This window comes from Mangrovicoccus sp. HB161399 (assembly GCF_013184745.1).
In the GTDB taxonomy this organism is placed as follows: domain Bacteria; phylum Pseudomonadota; class Alphaproteobacteria; order Rhodobacterales; family Rhodobacteraceae; genus Mangrovicoccus.
Genome location: NZ_JAATVU010000058.1, coordinates 1 through 17180, shown reverse-complemented (window position 1 = coordinate 17180; position 17180 = coordinate 1). Strand labels below are relative to the sequence as shown.

Annotated in this window: 14 protein-coding genes, 1 tRNA gene and 1 pseudogene; 5 read left to right on the top strand and 11 right to left on the bottom strand. The window is 67.2% G+C overall.

Annotated elements, in window-relative coordinates; genetic code table 11:
- Positions 1–111: 111 nt before the first annotated feature.
- The 3 genes from gltB to HCC78_RS23935 all read right to left on the bottom strand — a co-directional run bounded on the left by gltB (position 112) and on the right by HCC78_RS23935 (position 6729).
- Positions 112–4650 carry a glutamate synthase large subunit gene (gene gltB / locus HCC78_RS23945; RefSeq protein WP_172331303.1) on the bottom strand — a complete coding sequence of 1513 codons (4539 nt, stop codon included), beginning with the start codon at positions 4648–4650 and terminating at the stop codon, positions 112–114.
- Positions 4647–5087 (bottom strand): GFA family protein, encoded by a 441-nt coding sequence (locus HCC78_RS23940; RefSeq protein WP_172331302.1) that lies wholly within the window; start codon positions 5085–5087, stop codon positions 4647–4649. The genes gltB and HCC78_RS23940 overlap by 4 nt, the downstream gene beginning before the upstream one ends.
- Positions 5088–5283: 196 nt before the next feature.
- Positions 5284–6729 (bottom strand): NAD(P)-dependent oxidoreductase, encoded by a 1446-nt coding sequence (locus tag HCC78_RS23935; RefSeq protein ID WP_172331301.1) that lies wholly within the window; start codon positions 6727–6729, stop codon positions 5284–5286.
- A gap of 223 nt (positions 6730–6952) precedes the next feature.
- Between HCC78_RS23935 and HCC78_RS23930 the strand changes: the two genes are divergently transcribed.
- Positions 6953–7756, top strand: coding sequence for an undecaprenyl-diphosphate phosphatase (locus HCC78_RS23930; RefSeq protein WP_172331300.1), 804 nt, complete (start codon positions 6953–6955; stop codon positions 7754–7756).
- Positions 7757–7827: 71 nt separating this feature from the next.
- A complete protein-coding gene (gene recR, locus HCC78_RS23925; RefSeq protein ID WP_172331299.1) occupies positions 7828–8427 on the top strand; it encodes a recombination mediator RecR in 600 nt (199 codons plus the stop codon).
- Between the two features lie 30 nt (positions 8428–8457).
- On the opposite strand, the gene HCC78_RS23920 is transcribed toward recR, so the two are convergent.
- The 5 genes from HCC78_RS23920 to HCC78_RS23900 form a co-directional block, all read right to left on the bottom strand.
- A complete protein-coding gene (locus HCC78_RS23920) occupies positions 8458–9231 on the bottom strand; it encodes a DUF1013 domain-containing protein (RefSeq protein WP_172331298.1) in 774 nt (257 codons plus the stop codon).
- A gap of 262 nt (positions 9232–9493) precedes the next feature.
- Positions 9494–9835, bottom strand: coding sequence for a hypothetical protein (locus tag HCC78_RS23915; protein WP_172331297.1), 342 nt, complete (start codon positions 9833–9835; stop codon positions 9494–9496).
- Positions 9836–10177: 342 nt separating this feature from the next.
- On the bottom strand, positions 10178–10792 hold the full coding sequence (locus HCC78_RS23910) for a sulfotransferase family 2 domain-containing protein (protein WP_172331296.1): 615 nt from the start codon (positions 10790–10792) through the stop codon (positions 10178–10180).
- A gap of 35 nt (positions 10793–10827) precedes the next feature.
- A complete protein-coding gene (locus tag HCC78_RS23905) occupies positions 10828–11814 on the bottom strand; it encodes an NAD(P)H-quinone oxidoreductase (RefSeq protein ID WP_172331321.1) in 987 nt (328 codons plus the stop codon).
- Between the two features lie 28 nt (positions 11815–11842).
- Complete coding sequence (locus tag HCC78_RS23900) at positions 11843–12547, bottom strand: COQ9 family protein (protein ID WP_253949332.1); 705 nt, start codon at positions 12545–12547, stop codon at positions 11843–11845.
- A 115-nt stretch (positions 12548–12662) separates the two neighbouring features.
- On the opposite strand from HCC78_RS23900, the gene rpsU reads away from it, so the two are divergent.
- Complete coding sequence (gene rpsU, locus HCC78_RS23895; RefSeq protein ID WP_005614280.1) at positions 12663–12869, top strand: 30S ribosomal protein S21; 207 nt, start codon at positions 12663–12665, stop codon at positions 12867–12869.
- A gap of 86 nt (positions 12870–12955) precedes the next feature.
- Here the strand turns inward: rpsU and HCC78_RS34960 are convergent, their stop codons facing one another.
- Positions 12956–14608: an ATP-binding protein gene (locus HCC78_RS34960; RefSeq protein WP_172331295.1), complete on the bottom strand. Its 1653-nt coding sequence runs from the start codon at positions 14606–14608 to the stop codon at positions 12956–12958.
- 285 nt (positions 14609–14893) lie between these two features.
- Here HCC78_RS34960 and HCC78_RS23885 point away from each other — a divergent pair, with 285 nt between their 5' ends.
- On the top strand, positions 14894–15607 hold the full coding sequence (locus HCC78_RS23885; RefSeq protein ID WP_172331294.1) for a glutathione S-transferase N-terminal domain-containing protein: 714 nt from the start codon (positions 14894–14896) through the stop codon (positions 15605–15607).
- Positions 15608–15614: 7 nt separating this feature from the next.
- Here the strand turns inward: HCC78_RS23885 and mscL are convergent, their stop codons facing one another.
- Entirely contained in the window at positions 15615–16055 is a 441-nt protein-coding gene (gene mscL / locus HCC78_RS23880) for a large-conductance mechanosensitive channel protein MscL (RefSeq protein WP_172331293.1), read from the bottom strand.
- Between the two features lie 202 nt (positions 16056–16257).
- On the opposite strand from mscL, the gene HCC78_RS23875 reads away from it, so the two are divergent.
- Positions 16258–16347: transfer RNA gene (locus HCC78_RS23875), tRNA-Ser, on the top strand.
- A 53-nt stretch (positions 16348–16400) separates the two neighbouring features.
- On the opposite strand, the pseudogene HCC78_RS23870 reads toward HCC78_RS23875, so the two are convergent.
- A pseudogene (locus HCC78_RS23870) lies at positions 16401–17180 on the bottom strand (IS5 family transposase); the annotation flags it as partial.

The window sequence follows — 17180 nt, the reverse complement described above, 5'->3', positions numbered from 1 at the left end:
GGCTTCCGCGTTTCCGTCCCGCCCGCACAGCCTCCGGCCGGACAGGCCCAGCCCTGACGAAAACAGCCGCCCCGGAGGGCGGCTGCTGTCGTTCCGTCAGCTGGTCCAGCCTCACTCGGCCGGGATCGCCTTCTCTTCGGCACTCAGCGGCACCGGCAGGTGCACCAGCATTTCCTTCGGGCAGACCTGGATGAACTTGTCCCGCTCCAGATCCCAATGCTGCAGGATCTCGCCGGCGCGGCGGCTCTTGGTCTCGGCGTAGTGCTTCTCGATGAGGCCCTTCAGCTGCGCTTCCCAGTGCTCCATCGTGACCTTGCAGGTGACCAGGGTCTCCATGTTCATCAGCGCTTCGGCTTCGCCGTCCGCGTCATAGAGATAGGCCATGCCGCCGGTCATGCCCGCGCCGAAGTTCGGGCCGATCGAGCCGAGGATGACGGCGACGCCGCCGGTCATGTATTCGCAGCCGTTCGAGCCGCAGCCCTCGATCACCACCTTGGCGCCCGAGTTCCGCACCGCGAAGCGCTCGCCCGCACGGCCTGCCGCGAACAGGAAGCCGTCGGTCGCGCCGTAGAGCACGGTGTTGCCGATGATGGTGTTCTCCGCCGCAGTGAGCGGGCTCTCCATCGGCGGGTGCACCACGATCGTGCCGCCCGACAGGCCCTTGCCGACATAGTCGTTGGCATCGCCCGCGACTTCCAGCTTGAGCCCCGGCGCCGCGAAGGCCCCGAGCGACTGGCCGGCCGAACCCTTCAGCTTGACCGTCAGGTGGTCCGACTGCAGCGCGTTGCGCATGCCGAATTTCTGCACGATCAGCGACGAGGTCCGCGTGCCGATCGTCCGCAGCGTGTTCTGCACCGCATAGCTCAGCTGCATCTTCTCGCCCTCGCGGAAGAACCGCTCGGCATCGCGCTCGATCTCGGCGTCCAGCGTGTCCGGCACCACGTTGCGCGGCTTCAGACGGTCGTACTTGGCGCCCTTCATCCCGTCCACGGTCAGCAGGAGCGGGTTCAGGTCGAGATCGTCGAGATGCGCGGAGCCGCGGCTGACCTGGCTCAGCAGGTCGGCCCGGCCGATGATCTCGTCGATGGAGCGTGCGCCCATCGAAGCGAGGATCTCGCGGACTTCCTCGGCGTAGAAGGTAATCAGGTTGACCACCTTGTCGGCATTGCCGGTGAACTTGGCCCGCAGGTCGTCGCGCTGGGTGCAGACCCCCACCGGGCAGGTGTTGGACTGGCACTGGCGCACCATGATGCAGCCCATCGCGATCAGCGCGGCGGTGCCGATGCCGTATTCCTCGGCCCCCATCAGCGCGGCGATGACGATGTCCCGGCCGGTGCGGAGCCCGCCGTCGGTGCGCAGCGTCACCGACTTGCGCAGGTTGTTCATCGACAGGACCTGATGCGCCTCGGTCAGGCCCATTTCCCAGGGCAGGCCCGCATACTTGATCGAGGTCGCCGGAGACGCCCCGGTGCCGCCGTTATGGCCCGAGATCAGGATGATGTCGGCCTTCGCCTTCGCCACCCCGGCCGCGATCGTGCCGACGCCCGAGGACGAGACCAGCTTCACCGTCACCTTGCAGCGCGGGTTGATCTGCTTGAGGTCGTAGATCAGCTGCGCGAGGTCTTCGATCGAGTAGATGTCATGGTGCGGCGGCGGCGAGATCAGCGTGACGCCCTTGGTGGAGTGGCGCAGCCGCGCGATCAGGTCGGTGACCTTCATGCCCGGAAGCTGGCCGCCCTCGCCGGGCTTCGCGCCCTGGGCCACCTTGATCTCGAGTTCCTCGCACTGGTTCAGGTACTCGGCGGTGACGCCGAAGCGGCCCGATGCCACCTGCTTGATCTTGGCCGACGGGTTGTCGCCGTTCGGCTCCGGCATGAAATGTGCCGGATCCTCGCCGCCCTCGCCGGAGTCGGACTTGGCGCCGATGCGGTTCATCGCGACGTTGAGCGTCTTGTGCGCCTCCGGGGAGAGCGCGCCGAGCGACATGCCGGGGGTGATGAAGCGCTTGCGGATCGAGGTGATGGATTCCACCTCTTCGATCGGCACCGGCTTGCCCAGCGGCTTGATGTCCAGCAGATCCCGCAGGTGGATCGGCGGGTTCGCCCGCATCTTGGCCGAGTAGCGCTTCCACATCTCGTAGGAGGCCGCGTTGCACGCCGCCTGCAGCATGTGCATGGAGGTCGCTTCCCAGGCGTGGGTCTCGCCGGACTTGCGCGCCTTGTAGAAGCCGCCGACCGGCAGGACATTGGTTTCGGGGCCCCAGCCCTTGGCATGGACCGTCTCCAGCTTGTGCTGGATGCCGTGCACGCCGATCCCGGAAATCCGCGAGGGCATGCCCGGGAAATACTCGTGCACCATGGCGCGCGAAAGCCCGACCGCCTCGAAGTTCAGGCCGCCGCGATAGGAGGAGATGACCGAGATGCCCATCTTCGCCATGATCTTCAGCAGGCCCTGGTCGATGGCGTGGCGGTAGTTGTTCACCGCGTCAGTCAGCGACATGTCGAGCAGGCCGCGCTCGATGCGGTCGGCAAGGCTGTCCTCGGCAAGGTACGGGTTCACTATGGTCGCGCCCGAGCCGATCAGCACCGCGAAGTAATGCGGGTCGATGCATTCCGCGGAGCGGACGCAGAGCGAGCAGAAGGTCCGCAGCCCCTCGCGCGTCAGCCAGCTGTGCACGGCCGAAGTCGCCAGGATCATCGGCATCGCGACGCGGTCCTGCCCCTGCATGTGGTCGGTCAGGATGATGTGGCCCGCGCCGGAGCGCACGGCTTCCTCCGCCTCGTCGCGGATCCGCTGCAGCCCGTCGCGCAGCGCCTCGGGGCCGGCATCGACGCCGAAGGTGCAGTCGATCTCGACCATCGGCGCGTTGAAGTGCTTTTCCAACTCCTTCATCTGCGCGTTGCCGACGAAGGGCGTGTCGAGCGTGATGATCTCGGTCTGCGAGCTGTCTTCGTCCAGCACGTTCTTGAGGTTGCCGAACCGCGTCTTCAGGCTCATCACGCGGTATTCGCGCAGGGAGTCGATCGGCGGGTTGGTCACCTGGGAGAAGTTCTGCCGGAAGAAATGGCTGAGCGGACGGTACTGCGTCGACAGCACCGCGGAGGGCGTGTCGTCGCCCATGGAGGCCAGGGCCTCCTTGCCGTCCTCGGCCATCGGCGCGAGGATCTGCTCCAGCTCCTCCATCGTGTAGCCGGCCGCGATCTGACGCTTGCGCAGCTCGGCGCCGGCGAAGCCCGCAACCTCTGGGAGGCCGATCATGGTCTCCTCGAGATTGTTGATCTTGCCGACCCATTCGCCGAAGGGCTGGGCCGCTGCCAGCATGTCCTTGATGGTCACGTCGTGGTAGAGGATGCCGTCCTTCATGTCGACGGCGATCATCTGGCCCGGGCCGAGCGCGCCCTTCTCCATGACGGAGGATTCGTCGGTCGGCACCATGCCGACTTCGGACCCCGCGATCAGCAGGCCGTCGCCGGTCACGACATAGCGCATCGGGCGCAGGCCGTTGCGGTCGAGACCGCCGCAGACCCAGCGGCCGTCAGTCATGGCAAGCGCCGCCGGGCCGTCCCAGGGCTCCATCACCGAGTTGCAGTAGCTGTACATGTCGCGCCATGCCTCGGGCAGCTCGATCGCCTGCTGCGACCAGCTTTCCGGGACCAGCATGGTCTTGGCCATCGGCGCGGAGCGGCCGGCGCGGACCAGCACCTCGAACACGGAGTCGAGCGCGGCGGAGTCCGAAGATGCGGCCGGGATGATCGGCTTGATGTCCTCGGCGAGCTCGCCGAAGGCCGAGGAGGCCATGCGGATCTCGTGCGACTTCATCCAGTTGGTGTTGCCCTTCAGCGTGTTGATCTCGCCGTTATGGGCGAGCATGCGGAACGGCTGGGCCAGCCACCACTGCGGGAAGGTGTTGGTGGAATAGCGCTGGTGATAGATCGCGAAGGCGGATTCGAAGCGCTTGTCCTTCAGGTCTGGATAGAATTCCGCGACCTGCTCGGCCAGCATCATGCCCTTGTAGATGATCGAGCGGCACGACAGCGAGCAGAGGTAGAGCCCGTTGACATGCGCGGCGGCAGCCGCCTTCTCGATCCGGCGGCGGATGACGTAGAGCTCGCGCTCGAAGGTTTCCTCGTCGACGCCCTTGGAGTTCGAGATGATGATCTGCTCGATTTCCGGACGGGTCGCGTTGGCCTTCTCGCCGAGGACGGAGATGTCCACCGGCACGTGGCGCCAGCCGTAGATGTAGTAGCCCATCCGCAGGACTTCGGTTTCCACGATCGTCCGGCAGGTCTCCTGCGCGCCGAAATCGGTCCGCGGCAGGAAGACCTGGCCGACGGCGATCAGCTTGGAGGTGTCGGGCTCGTGGCCGGTGCGGCGGATCTGGTCGTAGAAGAAGGGAACCGGGATCTGGATGTGGATGCCCGCGCCGTCGCCGGTCTTGCCGTCGGCATCGACCGCGCCGCGGTGCCAGATCGCCTTCAGCGCCTTGATGCCGGATTCGACGACCTTGCGGCTCTTCTTGCCGTCGATCGACACGACGAGGCCGACCCCGCAGGAGGAATGCTCGTCCTCGGTGCGGTACATGCCATGCTCCGCCATGAAGGCGCGCTTGGCTTCCTCTTCGGCCACCCAGGCGTCATCATATTTCGTCATTGCGGGTCCCCTTCTGCAGAGGAGGCGAACAACGCCTCAACTTCATGTTTCGTCAGAGTCTTGCGCTTGCCCGCGAAACGGTAGCCGTCGGGCTTGCGGTCGATGTAGATCTCCTTGGTCAGCTCGAACCCGCCCGAATTCGGGAAGAGCCCCGCGCTGACCGCGTAGTATTCCTGTCCCGGCACCGTCAGGTGGTACCACAGGGTGGAGCCGCACTCGTCGCACCAGGCGCGCTCCGCCCAGTTCGACGACACGCGGCTCTTCACCGGGCCCTCGACCTTCAGGTCCTCGGGCGCGACGTCGAATTCGACGAAGGCCGATCCGGTCCAGCGGCGGCAGCTGCTGCAATGGCAGGCATGCAGCTCGGGCGCCTTGGGCCTGGCGGACAGCGTCACCGCCCCGCACATGCACCGGCCTTCCAGGATATCCTCGCTCATGGCAGCCTCTTGCGCCGTTGTCCCTGCCCCCGGCGGCCGGGGATGCAGGCCTGTTGACGATTCGCGGGGGGCGTCCTGATGACAGGGTGCCATGCGCGCGCCAGCCAGGTCCCGCGGGAAATCCGGCTGGCCCGACCGGCGCCGCAAAACATGCGGCGCAGATCGTTAATTAGGCATTTCCGCCGGAGCGGCGCGCTTACTCGGCAGCGACCGAGGCGGACGCGGCGTCGTCGAGCCGGGCGAGGATCGCATCCGCGGCCTCGCGGCCGTCGCGGATCGCCCAGACCACCAGAGAGGCGCCGCGGACGATGTCGCCAACTGCGTAGACGCCCGGCAGGCTGGTCTCGTGGCTGCGGAAATCGGCCTTGATCGTGCCCCAGCGGGTGATCTCCAGCTCGGGCTGGCCCCAGAGGCCCGGCAGGTCCTCGGGCTCGAAGCCGAGCGCCTTGACCACCAGATCCGCATCCTCGACGTAATCCGCGCCCTCGATCACTTCGGGGGTCTGGCGTCCGGAGGCGTCGGGCTGGCCGAGGCGCATGCGCTGCACCATCACGCCCGAGACCTTGCCGCCCTCGTCGGCGAAGCCCTTCGGCGCGGAGAGCCAGACGAATTCGACGCCTTCCTCTTCCGCGTTCTGGGTCTCGCGCTGCGAGCCGGGCATGTTGGCCTTGTCGCGGCGGTAGAGGCACTTCACGCTGGTCGCGCCCTGGCGGATCGCGGTGCGGACGCAGTCCATCGCCGTGTCGCCGCCGCCGATCACGACGACCTTCTTGTCCTTGGCGTTCAGCTCGCCGGAGTCGAATTCCGCGACGGTGTCGCCGAGGCTGACCTTGTTGGACGCGGTCAGGTAGTCGATCGCCTTGACGATGCCCTCGGCACCGGCGCCCGGCCCCTTCAGGTCGCGCGACTTGTAGACGCCGGTGGCGATCAGGATGGCATCATGCTCCTCGCGGATCTGCTCGAAGGTGATGTCCTCGCCCACGTTGCAATTCATCACGAACTTGATGCCGCCTTCAGCCATCTGGTCGACCCGGCGCTGGACGATGTGCTTTTCCAGCTTGAAGCCCGGGATGCCGTACATCATCAGGCCGCCGGCGCGGTCGTAGCGGTCGTAGACCGTGACCTGGATGCCCTTGCGGCGCAGCGCGTCGGCAGCGGCCAGGCCGCCCGGCCCGGCGCCGATGACCGCGACCTTCTCGGAGCGCTCCTTGGCGGGGGCGATCGGCTGGACCCAGCCCTCTTCCCAGGCGGTGTCGGTGATGAACTTCTCCACCGAGCCGATGGTCACGGTGCCGTGGCCCGACTGCTCGATCACGCAGTTGCCCTCGCAGAGACGGTCCTGCGGGCAGATGCGGCCGCAGATCTCGGGGAAGGTGTTGGTGGCCTGGCTGACCTCATAGGCTTCCTGCAGCCGGTCGTTCGCGGTCAGGCGCAGCCAGTCGGGGATGTTGTTGTGCAGGGGGCAGTGCGACTGGCAGTAGGGCACGCCGCACTGGCTGCAGCGCCCGGCCTGCTCTTCTGCCTTGGTCCGCGCGTATTCAGCATAGATCTCGTTGAAATCCTGCTTGCGTAGATTGGGCGCACGTTTCTCCGGCATGTCCCGTGGTACGGATACAAACTGGAGCATTCGCTGGTCCGCCATGAGGCCATATCCTTGCTTGTGTCGTCCAAGAAGTGTTCGTGCCGTTCCTAATCAGAAAGGGCGGCAAAAGAAAAGTCAGCAACGGTGACCTAAGTGCAAAAATTTATCGCCGCATCGCCGCGGAATTGGCCGGAATCCCCAAATTTAGGACAGTGTGGCTGACGTAGTGGTAATATAAAACCCCTCACCACATCCTCCTCCCCCAAAAATCCGGTCTGCACATATGACTCTGTTCCATCTCTTCCTCGTCGCGGTCATCCAGGGGATCACCGAGTTCCTTCCCATCTCATCTTCCGGCCACCTGATTCTACTGCCCAACCTCACCGGCATGGAGGATCAGGGGCTCCTGATCGATGTCGCAGTCCATGTCGGCACACTTTTTGCGGTTGTGATCTATTTCTGGGCAGACGTGAAAGCGGCCCTGTTCGGCCTCGGCCGCCTGGCCCGGGGCAAGGTCGACACCGAGGGCGCGAAGCTGGCCTGGCTGCTGATCGTGGCGACCGTGCCGGTGGTCATCGTCGGCCTGATCTTCAAGGTCACCGGCATCGAGGACATGCTGCGCTCCACCGCGGTGATCGGCTGGACGATGCTGATCTTCGGCATCGTGCTCTACTGGGCCGACCAGAAGGGTCCCGAGGTCAAGACAGATGCCGACTGGAACCTGCGCGACGCGCTGATCATGGGCTTCTGGCAGGCCGTGGCGCTGATCCCCGGCACCTCGCGCTCGGGCATCACCATCACCGCCGCGCGGCAGTTGGGCTACCAGCGCACCGGCGGCGCCAAGCTGTCGATGCTGATGTCGATCCCGACCATCGCCATGGCCGGCGGGCTGCTGCTGATCGACATCATCTCCGAGGGCAAGACCGACCAGCTGCCCGATGCCGGCATCGCCGCGGTGCTGTCCTTCCTCTCCGCGCTGGTCGCTCTGGTGCTCATGTTCCGGCTGCTGAAGTCGGTCAGCTTCACGCCCTACGTGATCTACCGCATCGTGCTGGGCGTCATCCTGCTGGCCGTCGCCTACAGCTGATCCGCCGCGGCGGGGCGCGTCCGGCGCCCTGCCCCTTGCCAGCCCCGGCTGGCCATGCTTTGCCCCTTGCCATGTCCACGAAACCGCCCGCCTCCATCGACGCGCTGATCGATCTCATGGCCAAGCTGCCCGGCCTGGGGCCGCGCTCGGCCCGCCGCGCCGTGCTGCACCTGATCGCCAGGCGCTCGCTCCTGCTTGCGCCACTCGCGGAAATGATGTCCGAGGTCGCTGCCACGGCGCGCGAATGCCTCAATTGCGGCAATGTCGCCACCGCGGATCTCTGCCCCATCTGCCAGGACGAACGCCGCGCCACCGGCCAGCTCTGCATCGTCGAGGATGTCGCCGATCTCTGGGCGATGGAGCGCTCCGGCGTGTTCCGCGGCCGCTACCACGTGCTGGGCGGGACACTCTCGGCGCTCGACGCTGTCGGCCCCGAGGATCTGGGCCTGCCGAAGCTCGCCGACCGGGTCGTGGCGGAGAACGTGACCGAAGTCATCCTGGCACTCGGCGCCACCGTCGACGGCCAGACCACCGCGCATTACATCGCGGACATGCTGGAGGGCCGCGTCTCGGTCAGCTCTCTGGCCAAGGGCGTGCCGGTGGGCGGCGAGCTCGACTACCTCGACGACGGCACCATCGCCGCAGCGCTGACCGCCCGCACCCGGATGTGAAAAGGCCCGGGACTTGCCCGGGCCTGCCGCTCAGCGGTGATCGTCTTCGTCATCCTCGTCGGGCTGGTCCGACGGCAGGTTGAAGAAACTGTCCGCATCGACCAGCGGATCCATGCGGTCCTCGTCGTCGTCATCGCCGCGCGGATCGCCGGTCAGCGAGAAGGTCTCGAGCCCGGACATGTTCGACGGCAGGCGCGGCTCGGAGGGCTCCATGCCCAGCGAGGTCTCGGTCGAGACCAGCTTGCGGCGCTCCTCGTCGGTCATCACGATGCCTTCGGCCGCGCGCTTCGCCGCCGCCTTGTGCACCGCAGCGTCCAGCTCGGACTGCTTGCAGAGCCCCAGCGCGACCGGGTCGATCGGCTGCATGTTGGCGATGTTCCAGTGGGTCCGCTCGCGGATCGACTGAATGGTCGGCTTGGTGGTGCCGACCAGCTTGGCGATCTGGCTGTCGGCCAGCTCCGGGTGGAACTTGACCAGCCACAGGATCGCGTTCGGCCGGTCCTGGCGCTTCGACAGCGGGGTGTAGCGCGGGCCGCGGCGCTTGTCCTCGCCGACGGCAGCGGCGTTGAACTTCAGCTTGAGCTTGTAGAGCGGGCTGTTCTCGCCCCGCTTGATTTCCTCGGCCGTCAGCTGGTTGTTCGCGATCGGGTCGAAGCCCTTCACGCCGCCCGCGACGTCGCCATCGGCAATGCCCTGCACCTCCAGCTCGTGGAAGCCGCAGAATTCCGCGATCTGCTTGAAGCTGAGAGTGGTGTTCTCCACCAGCCAGACGGCGGTGGCCTTCGCGTGAATCGGTTTGTCCATGGTCCTCGTCCTTCCGTCTGTCCCCTGACGGATTTGACATGCCCGTTCCGTTGGCGGGGTCTGCCGCCGCGCCGGACCTGGGCGCCAATCCTCGATGTCGGGGGAGGTTGGCGGACATATAAGCACAAGCGCCGCAGGAGTGAAGCGGAAATGCGCAATGCGGCGGGTTTTCCGCCCGCCGCGTCCGGAATTACAGCGGTGCGCACCCCTGGGGGACGGCGCGCACCGCCTCGGCTTCGGACGCCCGGAGGCATCCGGCCGATCAGCCTTCTGCGAGGTCGATGCCCTTGCGGGTGCCGGTGACGGTCACCGCGCCGTTCTCGCGGGCGAAGCTGTAGACCAAGCCGCGGGTGCCCGGCAGGCCGAAGGTTACTCGGTCGCCGTCGGTCAGGACCATGGCGATGCGCGAGGCCTGCTGGTCGGCCGCGCCCTGATAGGTCGCGACGACTTCGTAGCCTGCATCGACCTCGGTCCAGTAGACGGACATGTCGACGCCGCCCTCGTGCAGCGCGGCACCGGCCAGCGGCTTGGCCAGGGTGATCTCGCCGGCCGAAGCGGTACCGGCTGTCAGGGCAAGGGCGGCGGCAAGGATGAAACGGGTCATGATACTAACTCTCTTCGTTCTGGATATCGGGTGTCGTGCCGTTCGGCACATGCCGGGCGGGAGGAACCGGCTGATGCTGCAACGCAGAATAGAAAACCCGGCAAACTGGAATCAACCGCCAAAAATGCATGGCTGCCCTGCAAATCGTTTTCCAGCCATGTCAAGCCCTTCTGGACACAATGGCATACATTTTGCACATGCAGAAAATTCAAGCTGCGGCGCAGCTTATGCCGGTCCGCCATTGCCGCAGTTGTCCGGCAGGACGGGCCGCCGCCGGGCCGGACCCGCGACAATGCCGCAGCGCGGCGCGCCCCTGACGGCGGAAGCGGCGCAGCGCAGCGCTCAGATTTCCGGCGGCTGGTACCCGAATCGCCTCAGATCCGCCTCGTAGAGCTGTGCCACCCGATCGACCAGCGGGGCTTCCCAGCGGATCTCGCCCCCGAACCCGGCAGAGGCATTTTCATGCGGCAGCACGGCGGGCGGCGCGAAGCCGGTCGCCCGCGCGACCTTGTCCACCGCCGCCGCCAGCCCGTCCTCGAAGCGGAAGACCTCGACGCCGCGGCCGAGGAAGGCCGAAGACGGCCGCAGGTGGTTGTCGCGGTGGAACGGGTTGGCCACATAGGCGTCCAGCGACTGCTCCAGCCAGAGCGGAAAGCTGGGCGCCGCCCGGAAGAAGCCCTGCTTCTCCTGGAGCCAGACCATGCGGTACTCGCTTTCCAGCCGGTCGAACGGGTTGCGGACGATGGCGAAGGCGTAGTCGAACGCCTCCGCGCCGAACAGCTCCGCCACGTCGAGCCAGCGCAGGTGCTGGGGCGTGCATTTCAGCGGAGCCGGAATCCCGACGCTGTGGAACCGCAGCCGCCCCTGTCCGGCGAGCCAGGCCTCGACGGACTGGCCCCCGGTCTTGGGGATGTGGACGAAGAAGACGCGCCGTCCCCGGGCTTCGACATAGGGCAAGGGCGGTCTCCCCTTCCGGCAGTGCAGCGGCGCGGCTAGCCCGCGACGTCCAGGACGATCTTGCCGATATGGCTGCTGCCTTCCATCCGGGCATGCGCCTCGGCGGCCCGCTCCAGCGGAAAGTCGCTGTCCATCACCGGGGCGATCCGCCCCGAGGAGAGCAGCGGCCAGACCTCGGCGCGCAGGGCCTCGGCGATCCGCGCCTTGGCCAGGTCGGATTGCGGACGCAGCGTCGAGCCGGTGACCGTCAGCCGCCGCGCCATGATCTGGGCGAAGTTCAGCTCGGCCTTCGGCCCCTCGAGGAAGGCGATCATCACCAGCCGGCCGTCATCGGCCAGCGCTCGGATGTTGCGGGGGATGTAGCTGCCGCCGACCATGTCGAGGATCAGGTTCGCGCCGCCCTCGGATTTCATCACCTCGACGAAATCCTCGTCGCGGTAGTTGATGGCCCGCTCCGCGCCGAGTTCCAGGCAGGCCGCGCATTTCGCTTCCGAACCCGCCGTGGCGAAGACCCGCGCACCGCGGGCCGAGGCCAGCTGGATCGCCGTCGTGCCGATGCCCGAGCTGCCGCCATGGACCAGGAAGCGCTCGCCCGCCTGCAGTCCGCCGCGGCCGAAGACATTGGTCCAGACGGTGAAGAAGGTTTCCGGCAGGCAGGCCGCCTCGCGCAGCCCCATGCCGTCGGGGATAGGCAGGCAATGGGCCGCCGGCGTGGCCACGTATTCGGCATAGCCCCCGCCCGGCAACAGCGCGCAGACCTTGTCGCCGACCGACCAGCCCGAGACCCCTGCCCCGACTGCCGCGATCTCGCCCGAGGCTTCGAGCCCGGGCAGGTCCGAGGCGCCGGGCGGCGGGTTGTAGGACCCGGCCCGCTGCAGCGCGTCTGGGCGGTTCACCCCCGCCCAGGCGACGCGGATCACCACCTGTCCGGCTGCAGGCGCGGGCACCGGCCGGGTCGCGGGCGTCAGCACCTCGGGGCCGCCGGGGGCGGAAATCTCCACGGCGCGCATGGTCTCGGGCAGGGTCATCTGGGGCTCCTTCGGTCTTTCCTCAGCGCGGGTCGTGCAGCGAGCCCGGCATCCCGGGGGCCTGGCTGCGGTTCGGCGCCTTGACCAGACTTAGCGCCCATTTCGGTCCGGCCAGAAGAGGACGCAGCAGCGCATTGTCGTTGACCTTCTTCTTCACCGCCTCGATCTGCATCACCTCGTCGATGCGCCGGTCGAGGAAGCGCCAGGTGCGCTGGTGGTCCGGACTGTCGTCGCCCAGCCAATAGAGCAGCGTCGCGCTGTAGACCCCGGCAAGTGTCGCGCGCTTGGTGTACCAGTTGATGTCGTCCGAACCGTCGCCGAGCGCCGACCAGATCTGGTCGACCGTGTGCCAGAGCGCCTTCGCCCCGTCCGGCGCATGCGGCGGCAGCGCGAAGAGCGTCGCGCCGCGGCGCACCGCTTCCTTGTCCTCGACCAGCTCCAGGCGGAGGCGCACGGCCCGCGCGATCCGGTCGCGGAAGCGCATGGCGCTGAGGTCCTCGGCCTTCAGGCGGCGCACCATCTCGGCATCCCCGGCGGCGTGGTAGGCCAGCGCCAGATCCACCGCGCCGCGCGGGCAGACCGCGCGCGCCACGGCCGGGACGATTTCCGAATCGGCTGCCGCCGCGCGGAAGCTGGTCTCGGACCAGCCGTCGAAGACGACATGGGGAAGGATCGCCTCCAGCAGACGGTCCTTGACATCCATGTGGGACATTTCAGACACTTCCATGGTCTCTTCCTCTTCGTTCTGCAGAGCCGCGGCTCTGGACAGAGTGGTCTTCCCTTGCTATAGGGACGCCTCCTGCTGAAATTGCAACTCTAACAGGAAGGGTGGTGACACCAGAATGCAGGTTAGTGTTCGCGACAACAATGTCGACCAGGCTCTTCGGGCCCTGAAGAAGAAGCTGCAGCGCGAAGGCGTGTTTCGTGAGATGAAACTCAAGCAGCACTTCGAGAAGCCGTCCGAGAAGAAGGCACGCGAGAAAGCCGAGGCTATCCGCCGTGCGCGCAAGCTCGCGCGCAAGAAGGCTCAGCGCGAAGGTCTGCTTTAAGCCGATCGACCGCGAACCGGATGCGTCAGCATCAAGGTTTCAGAAAGACCCCCGCATCTGCGGGGGTCTTTCTTTTTGCGCCGCCGCTAGCCGGCGACGCGCAGCCCGGCCGGCCCGTCCGCCTCGGCCTCATCTTCCAGCTCCGCCGGAGCGATGCCGGCCTCCGCCACGGCCTCTGGGAAATGCATGGTGACGCGGGTGCCGCCGCCCTGCACGCTCTCGATCCGCAGGAAGCCGCCGGACTGGCGGCAGAAGCCGTGCACCATCGACAGTCCAAGTCCCGAACTGGTGGCCTCGTCCTTGGTGGTGAAGAACGGGTCGGTCACCTTCTCGAGGATGTCCGGCGGAATGCCGTGGCCGTTGTCGCGCACCTCGACATAGAGGAAGGCCCCGGGCGGAACGGGCGGCGACGGCTCGCTCCGCCCCAGGCTTTCCTCGATCCGGCAATGCCCCGTCCGGATCTCGATGACCCCGTTCGCCGCGATCGCCTCGCAGGCATTGGCAACCAGGCTAATCACCGCCTGCTCCAGCAGGCCCCGGTCCGCCATCATCCAGCGCCGCCCCGACCCCAGTTCCACAGACAGGCGGACATTGCCGGGGATGTAGCGCCGCAGCATGCCCTCCAGATAGCGGATCTTGCGGTCGAGGATCAGCGGCTCGGCATTGAGCACCTGCTTCCCGCCGTAGGAGAGCAGCTTCTGCGTCAGCTCCGCCCCCCGCTCCGTCGCCGCGAGGGCGTCGCGGAGGAAGCGGCGCTGGTCTTCCGGGTCCTGCGCCTCGGCGAGCAGGTCGAGATTGCCGCGGATCACCGTGAGAAGGTTGTTGAAGTCATGCGCGACCCCGCCCGCGATGCGCCCGAGCGAACTCGCCTTCTGGATCCGCGCGGCCATCGCCTCGGCCTGGGTCAGCCCGATCTCCTTCTCGTGAAGGGAATCGAGCGCCCGTCGCTCCCGCTCCGCGGCCCGGTTCAGCCGCCGCGCCATCAGGAACAGGCCGGTGCCGGCATACCAGCAGGAGGACAGCGTCATCAGCGCGATGCCGAATTGAGCCGTGAACAACCCGTGCGCCGCGCCGTATTCGCACAAGGCGCCGAAGACCAGCTGCCCGGCCACGATCGCGGGCAGGTACAGGCGCAGGATCTGGCTCCCGGGCCCGGAGCGGAAGAACAGGTGCACCCAGCAGGGACGCTGCACCGCCAGCAGAAGCGCCGCCTGCTGCAGCAGGAAGCACAGGGCGGTCGGCAGCGACAGCTTGGAGAACAGCGCCGTCGCGAAGAGGAAACCCATGTCGAAGAAATAGCCCAGCACGGCGATCTGGGAGAGCAGCATCGAGCCGAGGGCCATGGCCTGCACCGCGGCCGCCGCGGCGCGCCCCCGCGCCGGCAGGGCGCAGAGCCCGGCGGCCATCATCAGGAAGCAGAGCCGGGTGGTCAGCGACATGCCGTCCCGCGCCGGCACCTCGCCGTCCAGGCCCTGCACGGCGAGGCCGGAACCGAGCAGCACCAGGACCAGCAGCCCGCAGGCAACCGGAAAGACCCTCAGGCGGGTCACCGCATGGGCGGCAAGCGCGGCGCCGGTCAGGATGAAGAGCAGCGCCGTGGACGGCACCAGCGCCGGCCAGCCCGGCATGATCCGCGCCATGCGGGTGAAACCGAAGCCCCAGCCGAACACCAGGATGGCGCCCGCGACCGCCACCGCGCAGAGCGACAGGTTGCCGGACAGACGGAGCCCGCGACTCACCGCCTCGGTCCGCTCCCTCTGCCAGTCCGACGGCCATTGTCCGGTGCTTGCCCCTGCCATGATCCCCAGCCTGCCCCTCCATCAAGGTCCGGCAACGATGGAACGAGAACCTTTAGGAATCTTTGAGTGCCGCCCGCCAGGCCCTGGCGGGCGCGCGGCGGAACGCGGCGAATTGCCTAGGATTGGAACGAGATGGGAGATGCACATGCCAGTCTGCGCAGGTGCAGGTGGCATCCGCGCGGATACCGGGTAACGTGCCCGCAAAGACTGCAAGGACGCTGACCCATGACCGAGAACTCCCCGCTCGCCGCCTTCCCGATTGCCGCCCGCTGGCCCGCGGCCGATCCTTCGGCGATCCAGCTCTATTCCTTCCCGACGCCGAACGGCGTCAAGGTGTCCGCCATGCTGGAGGAGACCGGCCTGCGCTACGAGGCGCACCGCGTCACCTTGGCCGATGCCGACGTGAAGAGCCCGGAATTCCTGTCGCTGAACCCCAACAACAAGATCCCGGCGATCATCGACCCCGACGGACCGGACGGGCAGCCGATCGGCCTGTTCGAGTCCGGCGCCATCCTGATCTACCTGGCGGAGAAGACCGGCCGGTTCATCGGCAGCACGGCGGCGGAACGGGCCGAAACGATCCAGTGGCTGATGTGGCAGATGGCCGGGCCCGGCCCGATGTTCGGCCAGCTCGGCTATTTCGCGAAATTCGCGGGCGCCGAGATCGAGGACCCGCGGCCGCGCGCCCGCTACTTGGCCGAGGCAAGGCGCCTCTTGGGCGTGCTCGACCGCCGCCTCGAGGGCCGCGACTGGATCACCGGCGCCTATTCGGTCGCCGACATCGCCACCGGCCCCTGGGTCCGGACCCTGACGGCCACCTACGGGGTGGGCGAGGCGCTGGAGCTCGACAGCTTCTCCAACGTGACGGCCTGGCGCGACCGCTTCCTGGCGCGGCCCGCCGTGCAGCGCGCGCTCGACATTCCGCCGCGCGAGATCTGAGGCCGCTTCACCCTGCGGAGGGGCCTTGGGCCTGCGCCTTCATCAGGTCGCGGATCTCGGCGAGGATCTCGGCCTCGGTGGGCGCGGGCAGCGCCTGCGCTTCGGGCGGGGCAGCTTCCTCGGACTTTGCCTTCCGCGCCAGCCCGTCCTTGATGCGGTTGACGCCCTTGACCATCAGGAAGACGGCCCATGCGATGATCAGGAAATTGATCACCGCCATGATGAAATTGCCGTAGGCGAGGACGGCGCCCTCCTCGCCCGCGGTCAGGCGCAGGCTGAGATCGGTGAAGTCGATGCCGCCGATGATCACCCCGAGAAGCGGGTTGATCATGTCCTTGACGAGGGAATTGACGATGCCGGTGAAGGCGGCACCGACGATGATGCCGACGGCCATGTCCATGACATTTCCGCGCGAGATGAAGGCCTTGAATTCCTGGACGAGCGCCATGTCGGGAACCTCGTTGCAACTGGTTTACGGTTTCGTGATAGCACGCGCCCGGTCCGCCGGGAAGGAAGGGAGCCACGCGCGGCGCGGCTTGACCTCCTCCGGTTTGGGCGCCATGAGAGTGCACAGCCGCGACCACGGCCCCGCGGCATCCGCCCGCGGCGGCAGGCGGGCATCCGGGAGCAGCCGATGGCGCCCGGCACTTGGAGGAGTGGCAGAGTGGTCGATTGCACCGGTCTTGAAAACCGGCGTGCGTGAAAGCGTACCGTGGGTTCGAATCCCACCTCCTCCGCCATTGCCGAACAGAAGTGGGCACTACTGTGCGCTCGGCATTTCCTGAGGCATGTGTTAACGCTGCTGCCTCAAGATGGCATTGTTGGACAAATCAGCTGATGACCGCAGTCCCCCTTTCCCCGGACCCACCTGTCCTGCGGCCACGGTCATCGGGATGCCGAGTGCCGTGAAACGGTTCAGGACCGCCACCCGGATCTGGACCTCGGCTACCTGGCGGTCGAAGTCCCGTGACATCAGACGCTGGCCGAGCAGCTTCACGCAGTTCATTTTCGTTTCGACCCTGCTGCGGCGGTGGTACCCGCTCCAGTTCCGCCAGAGTGCGCGGCCCAGGTGCTTCGATGCCCGCAGGATCTCGTTGCGCGCCCGGGCGCCTGCCGTGTCCGGCTTCCATGGCCTCGCATTCCGCGTCGGAGGGATGATGGCTGCTGCTCTGCGCGCCGCGATGGCGTCATGGCAAGCGCGGGTGTCATACGCACCGTCGGCGGTGACGGTGTCGATCTCCTCGTCCGCTGGTATCTGGGCAAGCAGGTCCGGCAGCACCGGCGCGTCGCCGACATTGCTCGAGGTGACCTCGACGGCCCGGATCTCCAATGTTTGCTCGTCGATCCCGAGGTGGATCTTGCGCCAGACACGGCGCTTCGAGGCGCCGTGCTTTCGGCTGTGCCGTGCTGCGCGCTTTCGCGGCCCCACCGGGGCCACGGTCGCTCCGCACCCTTCGCCTTCGACCTTGATGCCGGTGCCGTCCGCTGCCCGGCAGGGTATTGCGCAGCAATGCCCGAGAGGGGACGAGCAGGTGCAAAGCACCTTTCGAACCGCGAAACGGAATGGTCACGT

Bases quoted from the DNA above. Each gene is read 5' to 3' on its own strand.
- rpsU (WP_005614280.1), top strand. From the start codon at position 12,663: ATGCAGGTTAGTGTTCGCGACAACAATGTCGACCAGGCTCTTCGGGCC.
- HCC78_RS23935 (WP_172331301.1), bottom strand. From the start codon at position 6,729: ATGGCGGACCAGCGAATGCTCCAGTTTGTATCCGTACCACGGGACATG.
- recR (WP_172331299.1), top strand. From the start codon at position 7,828: ATGTCCACGAAACCGCCCGCCTCCATCGACGCGCTGATCGATCTCATG.
- HCC78_RS23930 (WP_172331300.1), top strand. From the start codon at position 6,953: ATGACTCTGTTCCATCTCTTCCTCGTCGCGGTCATCCAGGGGATCACC.
- HCC78_RS23915 (WP_172331297.1), bottom strand. From the start codon at position 9,835: ATGACCCGTTTCATCCTTGCCGCCGCCCTTGCCCTGACAGCCGGTACC.
- gltB (WP_172331303.1), bottom strand. From the start codon at position 4,650: ATGACGAAATATGATGACGCCTGGGTGGCCGAAGAGGAAGCCAAGCGC.
- HCC78_RS23920 (WP_172331298.1), bottom strand. From the start codon at position 9,231: ATGGACAAACCGATTCACGCGAAGGCCACCGCCGTCTGGCTGGTGGAG.
- HCC78_RS23900 (WP_253949332.1), bottom strand. From the start codon at position 12,547: ATGGAAGTGTCTGAAATGTCCCACATGGATGTCAAGGACCGTCTGCTG.
- HCC78_RS23940 (WP_172331302.1), bottom strand. From the start codon at position 5,087: ATGAGCGAGGATATCCTGGAAGGCCGGTGCATGTGCGGGGCGGTGACG.
- HCC78_RS23885 (WP_172331294.1), top strand. From the start codon at position 14,894: ATGACCGAGAACTCCCCGCTCGCCGCCTTCCCGATTGCCGCCCGCTGG.
- mscL (WP_172331293.1), bottom strand. From the start codon at position 16,055: ATGGCGCTCGTCCAGGAATTCAAGGCCTTCATCTCGCGCGGAAATGTC.